15 protein-coding genes are annotated in these 15,716 nt (G+C 55.6%); all 15 read right to left on the bottom strand.

Annotated elements, in window-relative coordinates:
• Positions 1–82 precede the first annotated feature (82 nt).
• On the bottom strand, positions 83–583 hold the full coding sequence (locus FYJ60_RS06565) for a GreA/GreB family elongation factor (protein WP_154457880.1): 501 nt from the start codon (positions 581–583) through the stop codon (positions 83–85).
• Between the two features lie 157 nt (positions 584–740).
• Positions 741–2,135: an aminopeptidase gene (locus tag FYJ60_RS06570; RefSeq protein WP_154457881.1), complete on the bottom strand. Its 1,395-nt coding sequence runs from the start codon at positions 2,133–2,135 to the stop codon at positions 741–743.
• A 304-nt stretch (positions 2,136–2,439) separates the two neighbouring features.
• The gene (locus tag FYJ60_RS06575) at positions 2,440–3,819 is read right to left on the bottom strand and encodes a uracil-xanthine permease family protein (RefSeq protein ID WP_154457882.1); all 1,380 of its coding nucleotides are present in this window, start codon (positions 3,817–3,819) and stop codon (positions 2,440–2,442) included.
• Positions 3,820–4,487: 668 nt separating this feature from the next.
• Positions 4,488–5,525, bottom strand: coding sequence for a GH25 family lysozyme (locus FYJ60_RS12625; RefSeq protein ID WP_235903355.1), 1,038 nt, complete (start codon positions 5,523–5,525; stop codon positions 4,488–4,490).
• 1 nt (position 5,526) lies between these two features.
• On the bottom strand, positions 5,527–5,733 hold the full coding sequence (locus tag FYJ60_RS06590) for a phage holin (RefSeq protein WP_154457883.1): 207 nt from the start codon (positions 5,731–5,733) through the stop codon (positions 5,527–5,529).
• A complete protein-coding gene (locus FYJ60_RS06595) occupies positions 5,730–6,113 on the bottom strand; it encodes a hypothetical protein (RefSeq protein WP_154457884.1) in 384 nt (127 codons plus the stop codon). The genes FYJ60_RS06590 and FYJ60_RS06595 overlap by 4 nt, the downstream gene beginning before the upstream one ends.
• On the bottom strand, positions 6,110–6,292 hold the full coding sequence (locus tag FYJ60_RS06600) for a hypothetical protein (RefSeq protein ID WP_154457885.1): 183 nt from the start codon (positions 6,290–6,292) through the stop codon (positions 6,110–6,112). Before FYJ60_RS06600 ends, FYJ60_RS06595 begins: the two co-directional genes overlap by 4 nt.
• Before the next feature lie 142 nt (positions 6,293–6,434).
• Entirely contained in the window at positions 6,435–6,770 is a 336-nt protein-coding gene (locus tag FYJ60_RS06605) for a hypothetical protein (RefSeq protein ID WP_154457886.1), read from the bottom strand.
• Entirely contained in the window at positions 6,689–7,939 is a 1,251-nt protein-coding gene (locus FYJ60_RS06610) for a reverse transcriptase family protein (RefSeq protein WP_154457887.1), read from the bottom strand. The genes FYJ60_RS06605 and FYJ60_RS06610 overlap by 82 nt, the downstream gene beginning before the upstream one ends.
• A 252-nt stretch (positions 7,940–8,191) precedes the next feature.
• A complete protein-coding gene (locus tag FYJ60_RS06615; protein WP_154457888.1) occupies positions 8,192–8,716 on the bottom strand; it encodes a hypothetical protein in 525 nt (174 codons plus the stop codon).
• A gap of 33 nt (positions 8,717–8,749) precedes the next feature.
• Entirely contained in the window at positions 8,750–9,712 is a 963-nt protein-coding gene (locus FYJ60_RS06620; protein WP_154457889.1) for a hypothetical protein, read from the bottom strand.
• A gap of 74 nt (positions 9,713–9,786) precedes the next feature.
• Complete coding sequence (locus FYJ60_RS06625; protein WP_154457890.1) at positions 9,787–10,686, bottom strand: hypothetical protein; 900 nt, start codon at positions 10,684–10,686, stop codon at positions 9,787–9,789.
• Between the two features lie 3 nt (positions 10,687–10,689).
• Complete coding sequence (locus FYJ60_RS06630) at positions 10,690–11,847, bottom strand: siphovirus ReqiPepy6 Gp37-like family protein (RefSeq protein ID WP_154457891.1); 1,158 nt, start codon at positions 11,845–11,847, stop codon at positions 10,690–10,692.
• Positions 11,848–11,851: 4 nt separating this feature from the next.
• Positions 11,852–12,739, bottom strand: a complete 888-nt coding sequence (locus FYJ60_RS06635; RefSeq protein ID WP_154457892.1) for a phage tail family protein — start codon at positions 12,737–12,739, stop codon at positions 11,852–11,854.
• On the bottom strand, positions 12,736–15,702 hold the full coding sequence (locus FYJ60_RS06640) for a phage tail tape measure protein (RefSeq protein WP_154457893.1): 2,967 nt from the start codon (positions 15,700–15,702) through the stop codon (positions 12,736–12,738). The genes FYJ60_RS06635 and FYJ60_RS06640 overlap by 4 nt, the downstream gene beginning before the upstream one ends.
• Positions 15,703–15,716 lie beyond the last annotated feature (14 nt).

Consider the following 15,716-nt stretch of genomic DNA (forward strand, 5'->3'; position numbering starts at 1 on the left):
TCCTTTCTAAAATTATTCTTTTTATTTCGGGTCTTCATTCCCAGAATGGAGCAGATGCTGTGCGGAATGACTGACGCGTACGTCAGAAACTCCGGATGGAATCCCCGTCCTCGGTTCCCGCCTCAACCTTTTTAATCTCCACATCGTATCCCACGCTGTCATTCACCTGTACATGAACCGTCTCTCCGGCTCTGTGTCCCATGACCGCTCTGCCAAGCGGAGATTCCGGGGTAATGTAGCCTTTCAGCGAATTGCCGCGGACGGTCGTGACAATCTTAAACACATCGGTCTCGTCGTCATCGGGAAAATAGACGGTCACCTGTTTATCCATGCCGACCTGGTCATCCTCGGAATTGTCCGTAACCAGAACGGCCGTCTTGATCATATTCTCCAGATAGCGGATCCTGCTGTCATTCTCTCCCTTGGCCTTTCTGGCGGCATGGTATTCAAAGTTCTCGCTCAGGTCGCCCTGCGCGCGGGCCTCCTGCACTTCTTTCAGAATCTGGGGACGGACTACCGTCTTGCGGTGGTCAATCTCCTCCTGCATTTTTTCGATATCCTGCTTTGTCAGTCTGTCATGCATGTTCCTGTACTCTCCTGAAAATCATTCCGTGTCCGTCCGCCCCTCCAAAAATCCGGACGCACGGACTTGCGCTTCTTGAGCGCCTGCCTGCGGTGCATGCCCGGATGATACTTCTTAATCTATCCTTTCCGGTTCCCGCCTGCAGGGCATGGGTGTTTCATTTCAGAAACGCCCGGTACGCGCGGTAGGTCTCGTAAATATCCGCCTTGCTGGTAATTTCCCACGGGGCGTGCATATTCAGGACCGCTACGCCGAAATCAATCACCTCCATGCCGAGGTTCGCCAGGATGTAGGCGATCGTTCCGCCGCCGCCTTCATCCACCTTGCCCAGCTCGGAAGTCTGATAGATGATGTCCTCCTTGTCCAGAAGGCTGCGGAGAAACGCGATGTATTCCGCGTTGGCGTCGTTGGACCCGCTCTTTCCTCTCGCTCCGGTGTATTTATTGAACACAGGCCCCCTGCCCAGATACGCGCAGTTATTCTTTTCCATCACGTCCGGATAGTTCGGGTCGAATCCTGCGCTCACATCGGAGGACAGCACTCTTGTTTTGCAGAGCACGCGGCGCAGCTCCAGCTCACTGTAGCATCCCTGCAGGTTCATGACCTCCGCCAGTGTATTCTCGAAAAAGCGGGAATGCATTCCCGTCGCCCCGACGCTTCCGATCTCTTCCTTGTCTGTCAGAAGGCAGATGCTTGTGTACTCCGGATCCTTCTGATCCAGAATGGCGCGGTAGGAGGGATACGCGCATACCTTGTCATCCTGTCCGTAGCCCATAATCATGCTGCGGTCCAGTCCGTAGTCTCTGGCCGGTCCTGCCGGAACCACCTCGATCTCCGCGGAAACAAGATCCTCTTCCTTCACATCGTATTTTTTCTTCAGAATATGGAGAACATTGGCCTTTACCGCGTTTTCCTCGTCGGAATCCTTCAGCGGACGGCTGCCGACCAGTACATTCAGTTTTTCACCTTCCACTCCTTCCGAAAGCTTTTTGGACATCTGGCGTCCCGCCAGGTGAATCAGCAGGTCGCTGCATCCGAATACCGGATCGTCCGGATCTTCGCCGATGCAGACCTGCACCGCCGTTCCGTCCTTCTTCACAATCACTCCGTGGAGCGCCATAGGAAGCGTGACCCATTGATATTTTTTGATTCCGCCGTAATAATGCGTATCCAGCATGGCCAGATCTGTGTCCTCGTAGAGCGGATGCTGCTTCAGATCCAGTCTCGGGGAGTCAATGTGGGCTCCCAGAAGGCGGATACCCTCCGCAATCGGTTTTTTCCCGATCCGGACGATCATCAGGGACTTGCCCATCATATCCGCGTAGACCAGTTCTCCTGCCGAAAGGCTTCTGCCTTCCCGGATGGCTTCCGGAAGGCTTCTGGCACCGGCCGTTTTCAGCCCTTCCTCCATTCCGGATACATTTTCCCGTTCTGTCTTATGGGAAGAAAGAAAGACCCGGTAATCCTCACAGAATTCCTCCAGCTTCTTTTCATCCGACTTATCCCAGATTGTTTTTTCCTTTTTCTTATCTTTTTTTTCTGTATCGCCCATAAGTAGTCCTCTTTTCATGATGTTGGGGTCAAAAGGTATTTTGACCCCAAATTTTTGCCCCTGGTATCACATTATTTAATGATTGTACACCGAATCCGCCCCGTTTTCCAGCAGAGGCTGCCGCCCGTTCCGCGAAGCGGTTAGCAACCAACCGCATGGTTGGCTAACACGCTGTACGTTCCCCAGTATACCTCCGTTTGCGATTAAACACCAGCCCAAAAGTGTGAAAAAAAGATTAAAAAAAGACCGCCGCATGACGGGTCGTCTTTTCATGCGGCAGCCTGACGGAAACAGAAGAAAGCCGTTATTCCTGCTTTTCTGATTTCGCTGTATTTTCTTTTTTATCCCCGCGGTGCAGAACAAGATTAACCAGAATTCCCATCAGCAGCGCGGTGGCGATACTGGTGATCTGGATACGGACAAAATCCAGCGTCAGACCGCCAATGCCGAGCACCAGAATGGTGCTGACCACAAACAGGTTGCGGTTATCATCCAGATCCACCTTCTGGATCATTTTCAGTCCGCTGACGGCAATGAATCCGTACAGGGCAATGCAGATTCCGCCGATGACACAGACAGGAATGGTATTGACAAATGCCACAAACGGCGTGAAGAACGAGCAGAGAAGGCAGAGGACTGCGGTCAGGATGATCGTGTAGATGGACGCGTCACCTGTAATCGCCACGCAGCCGATTGCTTCCCCGTAAGAGGTGTTCGGACATCCGCCGAAGAAAGAACCCAGAATAGAGCCGAGCCCATCTCCCAGAAGCGTTCTGTGAAGTCCCGGATCTTTGATCAGGTTGCGCCCGATTACCGTGCTGAGGTTCTCGTGGTCGGCAATGTGCTCCGCAAAAACGACCAGCGCCACCGGGGCGAACAGAAGAAGGACATTGGCGACACCGACAGCACCGCCCAGCGACTTTGTGCCGTTTTCCAGCATTCCGAGGAATGTGAACTGCGGTACGCTGAAGAAGCTTGCGGCGGAAAGATTCCGGAAATTATCTGCCAGCGGCGTATAATTGACAATCTGCAGATAAGGAATCCCGGCCGCCCTGCCGATCACGGTAAAGACAGACGCCACCAGATACCCCGCAAGAATACCAATGATAAACGGGATCATCCGGATATGGCTGCCCCCGTAGACGGAAGCCGCAACCGTAACCAGAAAGGCAATCAGGCCGCAGAGAATCGCGATCAGGTTGTAGTCACCGCTGGACGTATTGTTCAGGTTGCTGACTGCGGAGGTACAGAGACTCAGTCCGATCAGGGCAACCGTAGGGCCGATGATAACGGGAGGCATCAGCCTGTCCACCCACTTTGTCCCGACAAATGCGATAATTACGGCAAGAATGACATAAACCGCGCCGGCAAAGACGGCTCCCAGAAAAATTCCGAAATAGCCGAAAGAACAGGCACCGATCAGGGGAGAAATAAAGGCAAAGGAGCTTCCCAGAAAAATCGGGCTGCGTTTTTTTGTACAGAACACATATAAAAGGGTTCCCGCCCCTGCCCCAAACAGCGCCGCGGGCTGGCTCATGGTCACCTCTGTCCCGCCGGCAGTTCCCAGATTGACCAGCGCAGGCACCAGAAGCGTAGCCGCAATAATGGCAAGAAGCTGCTGGAACGCATACACCAGGTTTTTCTTAAACGGCGGCTTCTCCTCAACGGAATAAGCTAGTTTCATGTTGTTTTCTCCTCCTCTTTTTCATGCTTACCTTCAGATGCGACATACCGGACAGCGGAGGTTCCTACACATCTGTCCCGGCTGTCCCAGTCCCATATTTTACAAAGATACCGGTTATAATGCAATGCTCATTTCTACGGCTTTTTCCTTTCCGTATTCATTCACCTAAAAGAGCGCTCCAACAATGCGGTACAAGAATTCGCGCGTCAAAAGCGCGCCAACAGAAAAACCGGACAGAAGGCATAAAAAAACAAAAGAAAAGTCCAAAGACCGCATGAAAAACGTAACAAGGCCTGAAATGCCCGGAAATGCCAGATATGCCGGATATTTGCCGGATGAGTGCATAGAAGAAGCCCGGAACCCTTTCTAAATAAAGGAAAGCTCCGGGCTTATCAGATGGAGCAGTCGGAATGGTATCCGAACCCCCGGCAAACCGTTCGTGTATGGAAAATATTATATACTTATTGTCCCATTTAGTCACGCGGCATAAAAAAGGCGGCGGGTCGGCTCCCGGGAGCCTTGCCGCCGCTAAAACGTCGGCGCGGTTGCGTCGGCGTTTTCTTCATGTCATTCGAGCGTATTATTGAGCGCCTGAGCGATGACCGCCGCGCCGATCCACGAGATAACGCCGAGACCGGCAACGATCGCCGCGGCCGTAATGACCGCACTCATCTCTTTAACAGACGATTGACCTCAGATTGCACGGCGTTGTAGTCATAGCCGGCCGCCTGAATACGTCTGCGGCGTTCTGATCCGTTGCCCCACTTGCCGGCGATGACCTCGCGGGCGATCTCTGTGACGGACTTGCTCGGTGCTTTGGATCCGCCTGAGAGCAATGCGTTTACGCGGCTCTGGACGGCGTTGTAGTCATAGCCGGCCGCGGCGAGACGATTGCGACGGTCGACACCGGAGCCCCACTTGCCCGCGATGACTTCACGGGCGACCTCGTCGACGGACTTCTTTTTCACGCTTGCGGAAAGTTTAGAGTCAACGCAAGCTTGGACGGCGTTGTAGTCATAGCCGGCCGCCTGGAGGCGGTTTTTGCGGTCCGTTCCGTTGCCCCACTTGCCCGCAATGACCTCGGCCGCGATCTCATCGACGGATTTCTTGACCGCTGCCGCTGTCGTAGTAGCAAACACGCTTCGGTCGATGATCTCGGAGGCGTCCATGTTCTGATTCATCCATTTCGACGTGAACTGCCAGAGCTGATAATTCGCACCGTCTGACAGTGTCGGCTTTTTCTGAGGCTGCCCGTTATTTGTTCCGTACTTTGCGATCCATCGGTAGTCCGCCGCCGTTCCGTGCATGTACTGATTATAGTAATACTCCCCGGTATACAGTCCGCAGCGGAAACCGGCGGCCTTAATTTCATGCTCAAAGGCATAGTAATTGGCACGCGCCGCCGTTCCGTACTTTGCCTCCTCGAGATCGTAGAAGATCGGGAGCTCAGGGTTGTGTCCGCTGATTAGGCGGAGAACGTGCTCAGCTTCGGAACGTGCTGCCGCTTCGGTCGCCGCGTAGGAATAGAGATATACACCGTAAGGGATCCCGAGGCGTTCACATTCAGAAACATTGCGGGCCCAGTACTTATCGTCCTGGGCTGTTATGTTCGAGCCATATCCGCACCGGATGATTGCGCCCTCGATCTGTGTTTTCAGACTTTCCCAGTTCAGCACCCCGTTGTGTTCAGATACGTCAATAATCATATTATTCGCCTCCCTTGTTGTAGTTCTTGGTCGAAATTCCGAGCAGAGCGCCCAGGAACACGTCGACCGCTGAGATCGTTCCGGTGATCTCGGTGCCGTGCGGGAGACCCCAGATCCCGGCGAGAGCGGCGTAAAGTGTAGCCGCTGCCGGCAGCGCGATCTGAGCGATCCATTTCAGTTTGTCATAGGTTTCATTTTTCATGGTCATAGCTCATACTCCTTTCGCTTGATCTCAATGTCGCGCCGATCCGCCTCGTCGTCGGCGATGATCGGCAGCTTTTCGCAAGCCTCATAGCCGGCCTTCCCGTCTCCATTTCCGCCCATTGCACGGTATGGAGCATATAAGCCGGCGAGGTTTGCCATCTCTGTTTGTGTGATCCCTCCGCGGCGGATGAACTTGCGCGTGAGGTATGCGATCTTATCGTGTCCGAGAGCGAGGATCATCTTGCTTGTTTCGCTTTGCTCCTCGTCCTCTTTTTCCTTTGCCTTGTCGTGTCGAGTTACGAAAAACTGAACGAGCGAGACAAAGCCGCCCGAGCCCAGTGCCGAGACGATCGCGATCGTGATATTTTGCCAAAATGGAGTCATGTTTCTCCCTCCTCCGTGTGAAACGCCGCCGCGTATTCTTCCTCGGCCTGAGTGAGCTCCCGAAACATAGCGACCTCATTAAGCAGCCGCGCAATGATCCGCGACTGCTTTGTGATCGTTTCTTGCTGTATCATCGCGAGCTCGGTGAGGTTAATCCTTGTCGGTGTTTGCATTGACATATTCTTTGACGGCCTCCTGGAGATTGCTGAGCTTAGGGACGTCCTCCAGAGTGCACGTCCCGGCGATGACTCGACGGCCCCAGATACGAACGAGGCCGCTATTCTGTGTGAATGTAATCATGTTATGCTACCTCCCTTCCTTTTACTGTGAGATCGACGCGATGAGCTCGGTGAGCTCGGCGATCGCGTTGTTTGCGTCGGTGAGCTGAGACTTGAGCGCGGCGGCCTGGATCTCCGCGTCGGTCAGATCGCGGAGGCAGAGCCACCACTTGCCGCCGTCCTGAGTAATCTGAACGAGGGTCATCTGTCCGTGCTCTTCGATGGATCCGTCGGATCCTTTGAGCGTCACCTTGGAGAGCTTGCCCTCGATGTCGGCCGCCTTGAGCTCGGTTTTGCTTATAAAGCTGTTCCCGTTGAGCTCGAGGCTCTTAATCTGTGTGTCATCATCCAAAACAATCGTGAATGTCCTTTTCGCCATGTTGGCCTCCTTCCGAACAATTCATAAAACAGGCTCGCGAGCTGATAGATCTGCCCGTGGGTCATATACTTATAGTGCCCACCGAGCCACGACTTGAAGGCGTTTTCTATCGCGGGGTACTCAAGACGACCCGCCTCGAGGAGTCTCTTATATGCCTTGAGTTTTCTCCGCTCCCGGGTGATCGCTTTCGGATTGATCCGGCGCTCGATCCTCCCGGTCTCGGTCAGTCGGTACGACACCTGGAGGTGTCGGAACGGTTTGCTGATTTTTGTGATCCTTGTCTTTTTCACGTTTACGATGAGCCCTTGCCGGGCGGCGGTGTCTGAGAGACCCGCACGCAGCTCCTCCAGGTCGTCCCGGTCCTCGTTGATCGCGTAGGAGTCGTCGGTGTACCGGGCGTAGAGCTTTTCGCCCTGGACGATCTTCGCGTAGTTGTCCCAAGGGATCGGGAACGAGATCCCGACGTTCTGAGACGGTTGCGCTCCGATGTCGACGCCCTTTGGTAGATAGCGCCGGCCGGTGAGCTCGGCGCCGGGCACGTTCGCATTGATGAGCGGGTCGACCTTATCGGTCATGAACCTCCGGATCTCGTCCTCGGTGAACCGGGAGACGTCGACCTCGTAGGTCTTGAATATTTTCCGCAAGAGCCGGATCGTGTAGGCCACGGTCTCCGGATCGACATCGGCCTTAATGAGCAGCGTGCCTGTGTCAGCGAGGCACACCGAATGCCGGATGTTCGCGTAATAGCCCGAGAAATCAAAGAGCTCGATCCACCCGCCGTTCGTTCCGTGCGTCGCATAATAGCGGCGGAGATGCTCGACGAGGCGTCGGCGTTCAAAGTCGACGCCCTTGCCCTTTTGGCTTGCCGAGTTGTCAAAGATGAGAAACTTAGCAGCCGCGGGCGTTAGGACGTCATCGCATAAAACGTGGTAGAGACTTTTGTCCCTCATTACGTTGCTCGATATGTACCGGGCATGGCCTCGTTCACTGATGAGGAACTTGTGCCCGGTTTGTGGCTCGTAGGTTCCTTTCTCAAGGTCGTCCGCGAGTCGTGCTGTTTCCAGTAATTGATTGCAGCGGTAGCGCTGAGTCGTCTGCTTGAACTTGCTCCCGCGCATCGCCTTTGTGCCGCCCTCATAGAGGGCATTCATGTCAAAAAATACAATCATAAAACCATGCTGAGAGCCGCGGCGGTCGTAACCGGCGGCGTCATGATTGAGGTTTATCGTCTGGAGATCTCCAGGCGAACGGATGCTCTTTCCTTTCCCATTTCCCCGCGTGGAAACTTGCCCAGGTGCGGGGCTGTGAAATCCGGCCGGACCCCGATGACGTTCGAGGCGTTCCAGTTGTTCGCATTGCCGTTGTTGTTGACATTGCAGAAATTCGTCGAGGACTGCACGTACAAAGAGCACCCGCATTAGTTACGCTTTTAAGTGCGGGAGGAACCGGTTGTCCGACTGCCGGATCTTTTTAATCATTTTGTCGAGGTCGTCGATCTCGAGGACGATGCTCTTGTACCGATTTTTGTCGGCCGGGAGCTGCTCCGCGATGAACTGGAGCTCGCCTTGGAGTCGATCGCAAGCCTTGAGTGCTTCGTTCCATTCCTGACGGCGGTCGTCGTATTCAAATTTCCAAACCGGCCAGATCTTATTCGCGCCGCGGATATGTGCTTCAATGTCGCCGGCGAGATCGTCGACGCGGTTCCGATGCCGTTCAATAAACCACGGAATGAACCCGGCGTACATTTCCCGGATCTTTGACGCGAGGATATCCTTCTCCTCGCCCTGGAGCCCTTTCGTCGCTTTCTTCACGGCCGCGTCGATATGCTTTTCACTGAGCCCGAAACTTATGAGGAGCTCCCGGCTCAGTTCTCCGCGGATCGTGATCGCCTTGTCGAGGGCCTCGAGCTTAGACCAGGCGCGTTTGCTTTTTGGTATGTCTGACATAATTCCTCCACGGGGCGGGACAAGCCCGCCCGATTATGCGATTAGGAAAGCCGGCCGGACCCCGAGGACGCCCGAGGCGGCCCAGGTGTCCGCACCGCCGAAGTTGTGGACAAAGCAGAAATGCGCCGAGGACCGCACGTCCCTCAGCCACCAGTTTTCGCGGTTTACAATGAGATCCGGGCGCGCCTGGAAAAGCGCGATCTGAGACTTGTCGCATCCGACGTCGTAGCCATTGCCGGCCCATGCGACATGGCCGTAGACCATGGCCTGATTCATGAGGTCGATCTGTCTGTCGTACCAGGACCACCCGGAGCTTGCTCCGTTGCTGACCGCGTTCGCGAGCAGATTGCGGTAGGTGAGGACGTGGGACTCGCCGAAATCGGCCTTTACTGTTGAGAGGGCCTGAGTCAGTCCGTCCGAGACCATGTTCGAGCCGTAGTAGGCCCCGGTCGTTACGTTTGTCGAGTTCATGACGTGGTTATAAAAAGACTTGTCCGGGAAAACGAGCATGTGGTGTTTCGTGAGCTCAGTGTCTCCGCAATGGAGACGATAGTCCGCGTGTCCGGCCCAGTATTTGTGGCCGTTGATCGTCCAGTAGCCGCCGGGGCGGACCTTGTCAAAAGTGCCGGCGACGATGTCGGCACTCTGCTCGTTGGTGAACGATGCCCCGAGGTTGTACTCATAGATGAAAGAGTTCGCGCGGGATGCTCCGGTCGCACTGAGCATTTTCGTCAAGGTCTGGAGTGCGGTGATCGCCGAGGCATTGTCCCCGGTCACGCCCAGGACTTCATTGATCGCGGCGATGAGCCCGGTCTTGTCGGTCGTTTTGAGCCCGGAGAGGTCGCCTGTCACGAACTTACTGAGGGCGCTTGCTTTGATCGACTTGACCCCGTTGTCGTTATGGACGAGCAAAGTCTCAGAGCCGTCGGTCAGCGCGTCGAGCGTCGGCTCGTCGGTAAACTTCCGGCCGTTTGACACGTCAATAGTGATTGCCATAATTTGCCTCCTTTTTTGGCTTGTACTTAATCAAACGACCGCCCGGGAGAATCCGAGGCGGTCGATGTTACCGTTTAGGCGTATTTATATTTCCAGTCCCTCAGGATCGCGAACCCGTCGTCGTCCAGGATCGGGCAGTTGTCGTCGTCGAGGAGCGGAGCGAAAAAGTCGTTCTGGATCGTCATGTGCTCCAGAACGTCGAGCCTCTCGTCATGCTCGACGACCTCAGCGGTCAGCGTCGCGGCGGTGCTGTCGCTGATCGCGGCCTCGCACTTGCTGAGCCATTCGGAGAACGCTTGCCACTGAGCTGTCTGCCAGGTGTCCTGCTCTGACTGTTCGGACGCTTTCCAGTCATCGAGGGCGGCTTTCCATGCGGCCTCATAGGCCTCGATGCTTGTCGTGTAATTGCCGTAGCTCTCGGTGATCTTCGCGGTGTACTGCTCGAAAAAGCTGTCGAACTGAGCAGTCAGTGTACTCGCGTCGATCTGAGTAATGACACCGGCGCAGATCCCGCAGAGGCTCGAGTTGTATCGGTCGTCGGTGATCTGTGCCTGAGTGACGGTCGTGAGGCCCTTAGTGACGGAGACGTCCGCGAGAGCGATCTCCCAGACGTCGGCGCCCTGAGTAAGCGCCGGCGCTGTTGGAGACTTTGACGGCGATCCGGTGAGGACCGCGAGCTCCATGAGTCGCTGAGTCAAGTCCCACCTCAGAACGACGCGGTCGATTCTGTCGAGTGAGCCGTCGGCGTTGCTGATCGTGAGATTGTAGAGCTCCTGATTGCGGAATGCGTAGCCATTGATGAAACCGTAGCCGGGCCGGACGCCGATCGTCATACCGTCGCCGGCGACGACTTGCAGACCGTCCGACGGGGCGGGGAATACGCCGTTCGAGATGAACGTCGAGAAATACCAGGCCCAGTCCTCGGCCTTATAAACGCGGTCATGGTCCACGCTGTTAAAAGGCATGTAGTTCATGATTTACCTCCTCTTTTTAATCGCCTCGAGAAGCGTCGGAGTCGATTCGCCGAACGTGGCCTCGAGCGTTGTCTTGCCTTTTTCCCAGGTCTGAGAAACCTCTGTAATCCTTGAGTTGATCTTGATGCCCCACCTCTTTTCGATGCACGTCACGCGGTCGCCGAGGTCAAAATCGTCCTTGTAGGCAAGATTCGAGTCGGCGCGGATCGTACTCTTGAACGTGTAGGTCTCGATCATGGTCGCAAGCTCTGTCGCACCGCGGTTCTCGAGCATGGTCTTGTAGGTCGCGTCCGGGATGTCGGTGCTCGTGCCGCTGTCACCCTCGACACTCCGCGACATATCCGTCGCGTCGACGAGGACCTCGCACCGGTCAAGACCTGAAGCACCGGCTCCGTCGAAGGTCGCGATCATCTGGACGTTGTTGCTGTCTGAGGACCCGCGGACGTAGGCGAAATTTTTATAGTTTTCGACACTGTTCTCGTACTCCTGTTCCGTGACATTATCGAAATCACGCGAAAAAATGCACGGCGGATTGCCGTCGGTGTTTCCGTCGGTGAGGTTTCGGCCCTCATAGAGATAAAATCCGAACTGTTTCGTCCGCTCGTTTACGAGAATGTCATAGCCGAGCTTTCCGTCTTGGCATTGTGCCTTGACCTCGTCGCCGAGGTCCTTGAGATACTCCGGAGAGTAGTCGATGCTCACCCCGCCGAAATCGCTCTGCGTGATCGTGATGAACTGAGGAAACTGCCGCGCGGTGTCCGCTTTGCTGCCGATGTTCCGGGTGACGAGCTCGTTGACAATTGCCTGTTTTGTGCCGGTCGTTGAGAATGTCGGGGCGATGACTCGCTGACTGAGCCACTTGCTCAGACCGTAGCCGGTCGCCTCGATCTGCTCCTGACCGGTCTCGTCTTTCGTGTAGTGCACGTACTTAATGACCGCGCCGCGCCTCCAGATCGCGCCGTCGGCGTCCGTGTAGTCGGTGTACTTGTCGTGCTTTACGACGACGCGATCCCGGACGAGGAGCTCCCTGTTATTGTCAGTGATCGGCGCGAGGATCTTGAACTCGCCGACGTCGAAATAGCGGACGGTCCAGATGACGCTCGCCGCCTCGTCGATGACGCCGAGGGCGTTGAGCTGTTTGTCAAAAATTCTCAGATCCATTGGCTTATACTCCTAGAATTTTCGGGCTGAAATAGATCGAGCACTCGAGATTGTCGAGCCCCGTGTCCGCGTTGTATCGGAAAACGTTGTCGCCGACATCGAGCTGCATAAAGGTCGAGTCGACATCGAGATAGCGGTAAACATTGGACACGACGCCCTGACGGGTGAGCCTTGCCCTCTTGGATCCGTAGGACGTGTTGATCTCGACAACGTCGCCGGCGACCATCGTATAGTTGAGTTTTATGAACTCCCGGGTGTTGACGTTTAGGAGCATCGGGTTTGTGAGCTCACCGATTGCCCGGAATACGATCCTCATACCGATCGAGACGTGTCCGCCGTTGTAAACGTCGACGATGACGCTGTCCGAACGGCTGCCGAAAATCATGTCCGTTGCGTCGTCCCTGTCGATCTCTGTCGGAAATTCCCAGGCGGCTTCCCACGTCGCGATGTCCTCGCGGTGCTCGGTTTCTTCTTGCCAGAACGGATCGAGGCACTTGAAATCGACCTCAAACGCCTGAGAGAGATCCCGCGTGAACGTCGGCGTCCCGTCGACGATCGCCCCGATCTTACGGGCAAAGCTGCCGTAGTAGTAGCGGAGAGTCCCCGCAAGCTCCGGGTTTAAGATCTTGAGCGCGTTCTGTCTCAGATCGATCTGTGCTGATTTATCGCGCTCAGTGATCTTGCCCTTGATCTTGATCGGCCTCGGCTCGATCCGGACGCCCGTGTAGGTGTCGCCGTGCTGTCCCATCGAGGACGTCGAGTAAATCGTGTCGTCGAGGTCGCTGAGCCCCGTCACGTCCTTCGAGACATTGACGTGATATCTGGAGCCGACCCCGAACGTGATCGACTCGCCCTTTGTGTTTGTGTAGGTTAATATTTCCTGTGTTTTCATGTCAGCGCCCTCGCAATCCGGCCGAGTTCCTTAGCGGCCTGTTTCTGCTGCCCGACGTAGCTCGTGTCCTCGGCGTTGATCGTCTGATTGACGGTTATGCCGTGCGGGTTGCCCGCGATCTGGGTAAGCAATTCGACGATCTGATTCAGAGCCGCCGAGCTTGCGCCGGCAGACTCTTCCCGAACGATTGCGCGGAGATCGTCAAGCGCACCGACAAACTCAGGCCTTTTCTCGCCGACACCGATGACGGTCGGAGATGAGAAAATGCCGCCGCGGTCATACCAGTCGACCGCAAAGTGCGGAACACTCGGCGGATTGAGCGAGAACTTGCCCTCGATCGAAAAATGCGGGAGCTTGATGTCAGGGAGTTTCCACTCGAAATTAAAAAATCCTTTCATTTTGTCGATTGCGTTCTTGACCGCGTCTCGTGCCGTCTCGATCGGCGTAATGATCGCCGACTTGATGCCATTCCAGACCGTTGTGACCGTATTCTTTACGGCATTAAATACCGAGGACACGGTGTCCCGGATACTGTTGACAACGGTCGACACGGCTGTCTTGATCCCATTCCAGACGGTCGAGGTCACTGTCTTGATACCATTCCAGACCGTTGTGACAACGAGATTGACAGCATTGATCGCGGTCGTGACCGCGTTCTTGATACCATTCCAGACCGTAGTGATGACCGCGACGATCGCATTCCAGACGGTCGAGGTCACTGTCTTGATCGTATTCCAGACGGTTGTGATGACCGTCGCGATCGCGTTGATTGTCACTGTGATCGCGTTCTTGATCGTATTCCAGACCGTAGTGACAACGGCGACGATCGCATTCCAGATCGTGACAAAAAAGCTTTGAATCGCCGTTAGGACGGTGACGATGACGTTCTTGATATTATTCCAGGTCTCGCTCCATGTAGTGCCGAACCACCCGCAGACCGTGTTGAGGATGCCCTCCATGATGTTGAGCACGTTCTGGAACGTGTTCTTGATGAAATCCCAGATCGCGCCGAAAACCTCCTGGACGCCTTGCCATGCCTGATCCCAGTTTCCGGTAAAGATGCCGATAAAGATGTCGAGGATCCCGACGATGACATCGGTCACGGCTTGGAATACGTTCGCGATCTGCTGGAACACGCCCTCAAAAACCGGCGCGAGGAGATTGCAGAAACCGTTCCAGATCGCACTCAGCGTGTTCGTGATGTCGGTCATGCTGATCCCGAGAGAGGCGAACCGCTCCTTCACTTCATCGACGAAACCGGTAAAAATGCCCTTGATCTGTGTCCAGATCGCGGTCATCGCATTCCGGAAAACCTCGTTTGTGTCCCATAGGTGCTTGAATGCGGCCACGAGAACCGCAACGACGGCAACGATCGCAAGGATCGGCGCGGCAGCGGCTAACATGGATCCGCTGAGCGCTCCAGTCGCGCCGGAGGCCGCAGAAAGAGCCCCGGAGAGCTTACCGATCCCCGCCGTGATCGCTCCGATCGTGGAGACCGCCTTGCCGACTAGGACAAGAACCGGGCCGATCGCGGCAGCAATCGCCGCAATTTTTATGATCATCTGTTGCTGTTCCGGGGTCATTTCCTGGAACCGGGCATTTAAGTCCTTGAGCTTCTGGACGACCTTGTCGAGAACCGGTGCGATCATGGTCTGAATCGTCGTGAAAAGCTGAGCGCCGATCGCCTTGAGATTATTGAGCGCGGTCGTGAACTGATCGGCGGGGTCGAGGGTCGCGTTGAATGCGTCGGCCGTGTTTCCGCTGAAATCGCTCATCGACGTCCCGAGGGCGTCGAGGTTGATCTTTCCGTCATAGATTGCAGCACCGAGAACCGGGCCGGCCTTAGCACCGAAAACCTCGACAGCGGCCTGCATTGCCTCGGTCTTATCCTTTGAGCCCTTAATTTTGTCGCTGAGCTCTTGCATTGCCTCGCCGGTCGTCTTACCGTCGGCCGTGGCATTTTTAAGGGCGGCCTTGAGACCGGTGAGCGCAACGCTTGAGTCGACGCCGGACTTGTCCAGGTTAGCCAGGAACATTGCAGAGTCTGAGGCATTGAAGCCCATTTCTTGCAAGGCCTCGCTGTTCGTTGTCATGTCGCTCGCGAGCTTTAAGACATCGACGCCGGTGTCCTGTCCGGCCTTGTTCAAGGTGTCGAGCATGAGCCCGGCCTGATCGGCGCTCAGACCATAGGCAGCCATCGCCGCCTGGACGGTGTCAATAGAACCGGAGACGTCCTGATTGTTGATTGTTGCGAACTCGATGAACTGGGTGCTCAGCTGCTCGAGCTGATCGCCGGTAGCGCCGAACCTCGTGTTCACCTCACCGACCGCGTCGCCGGCCGACTGGAAACTCGTCGGGATCGTCGTCGCGATGTTCTGGGCTCGTTGCTGCATATCGTCCAGGGCGGCTCCGCTTGCACCGGTTTTAGTGACGATGGTATCCATCGCCGAGTCGACCTCAGTCCATGCGGCGCCGGCAGCCGCTCCCGCGGCCACGATCGGTCCGGTGACGCCGGCCGTTAATTTCTCGCCGACGCCGCTGATCTTGTCGCCGGTCTCGCTGATCTTGCTGCCGGCAACCTGGAGCGCCTGAGCGCCCGCGCTGCCGAACTCTTTCATCTCGTCATTGAGTCCGTCGAGCTTGCTCTTTGTCGTGTCGATCTGGACCTGGAGTTCTTTGTATTCCTCCGAGTTCTTGTCGACACCCTCGGCGTCGAGCTCTTTCTGAGCCTTTTGCAGCGCCTCGAGTTTGTTCTTTGTCTCGTTGATCTTGTCAGCGAGGAGGACTTGCTTGTCCTTTAACAGATCCGTATTGCCCGGGTCAAATTTCAGAGACCGCTCGACCTCGCTGAGCTGTTTCTGTGTGTTCTTTAAGGCCTTGTCGGCTTGCGATAGGGCGGACGAGAGCTTGGTAGTGTCGCCGCCGATCTCGATCGTTATGCCTTTAATATTTCCACCGGCCATGTCTCTTTCCTCCT

This window comes from Bilifractor porci (genome assembly GCF_009696005.1).
In the GTDB taxonomy this organism is placed as follows: Bacteria; Bacillota; Clostridia; order Lachnospirales; family Lachnospiraceae; genus Bilifractor; species Bilifractor porci.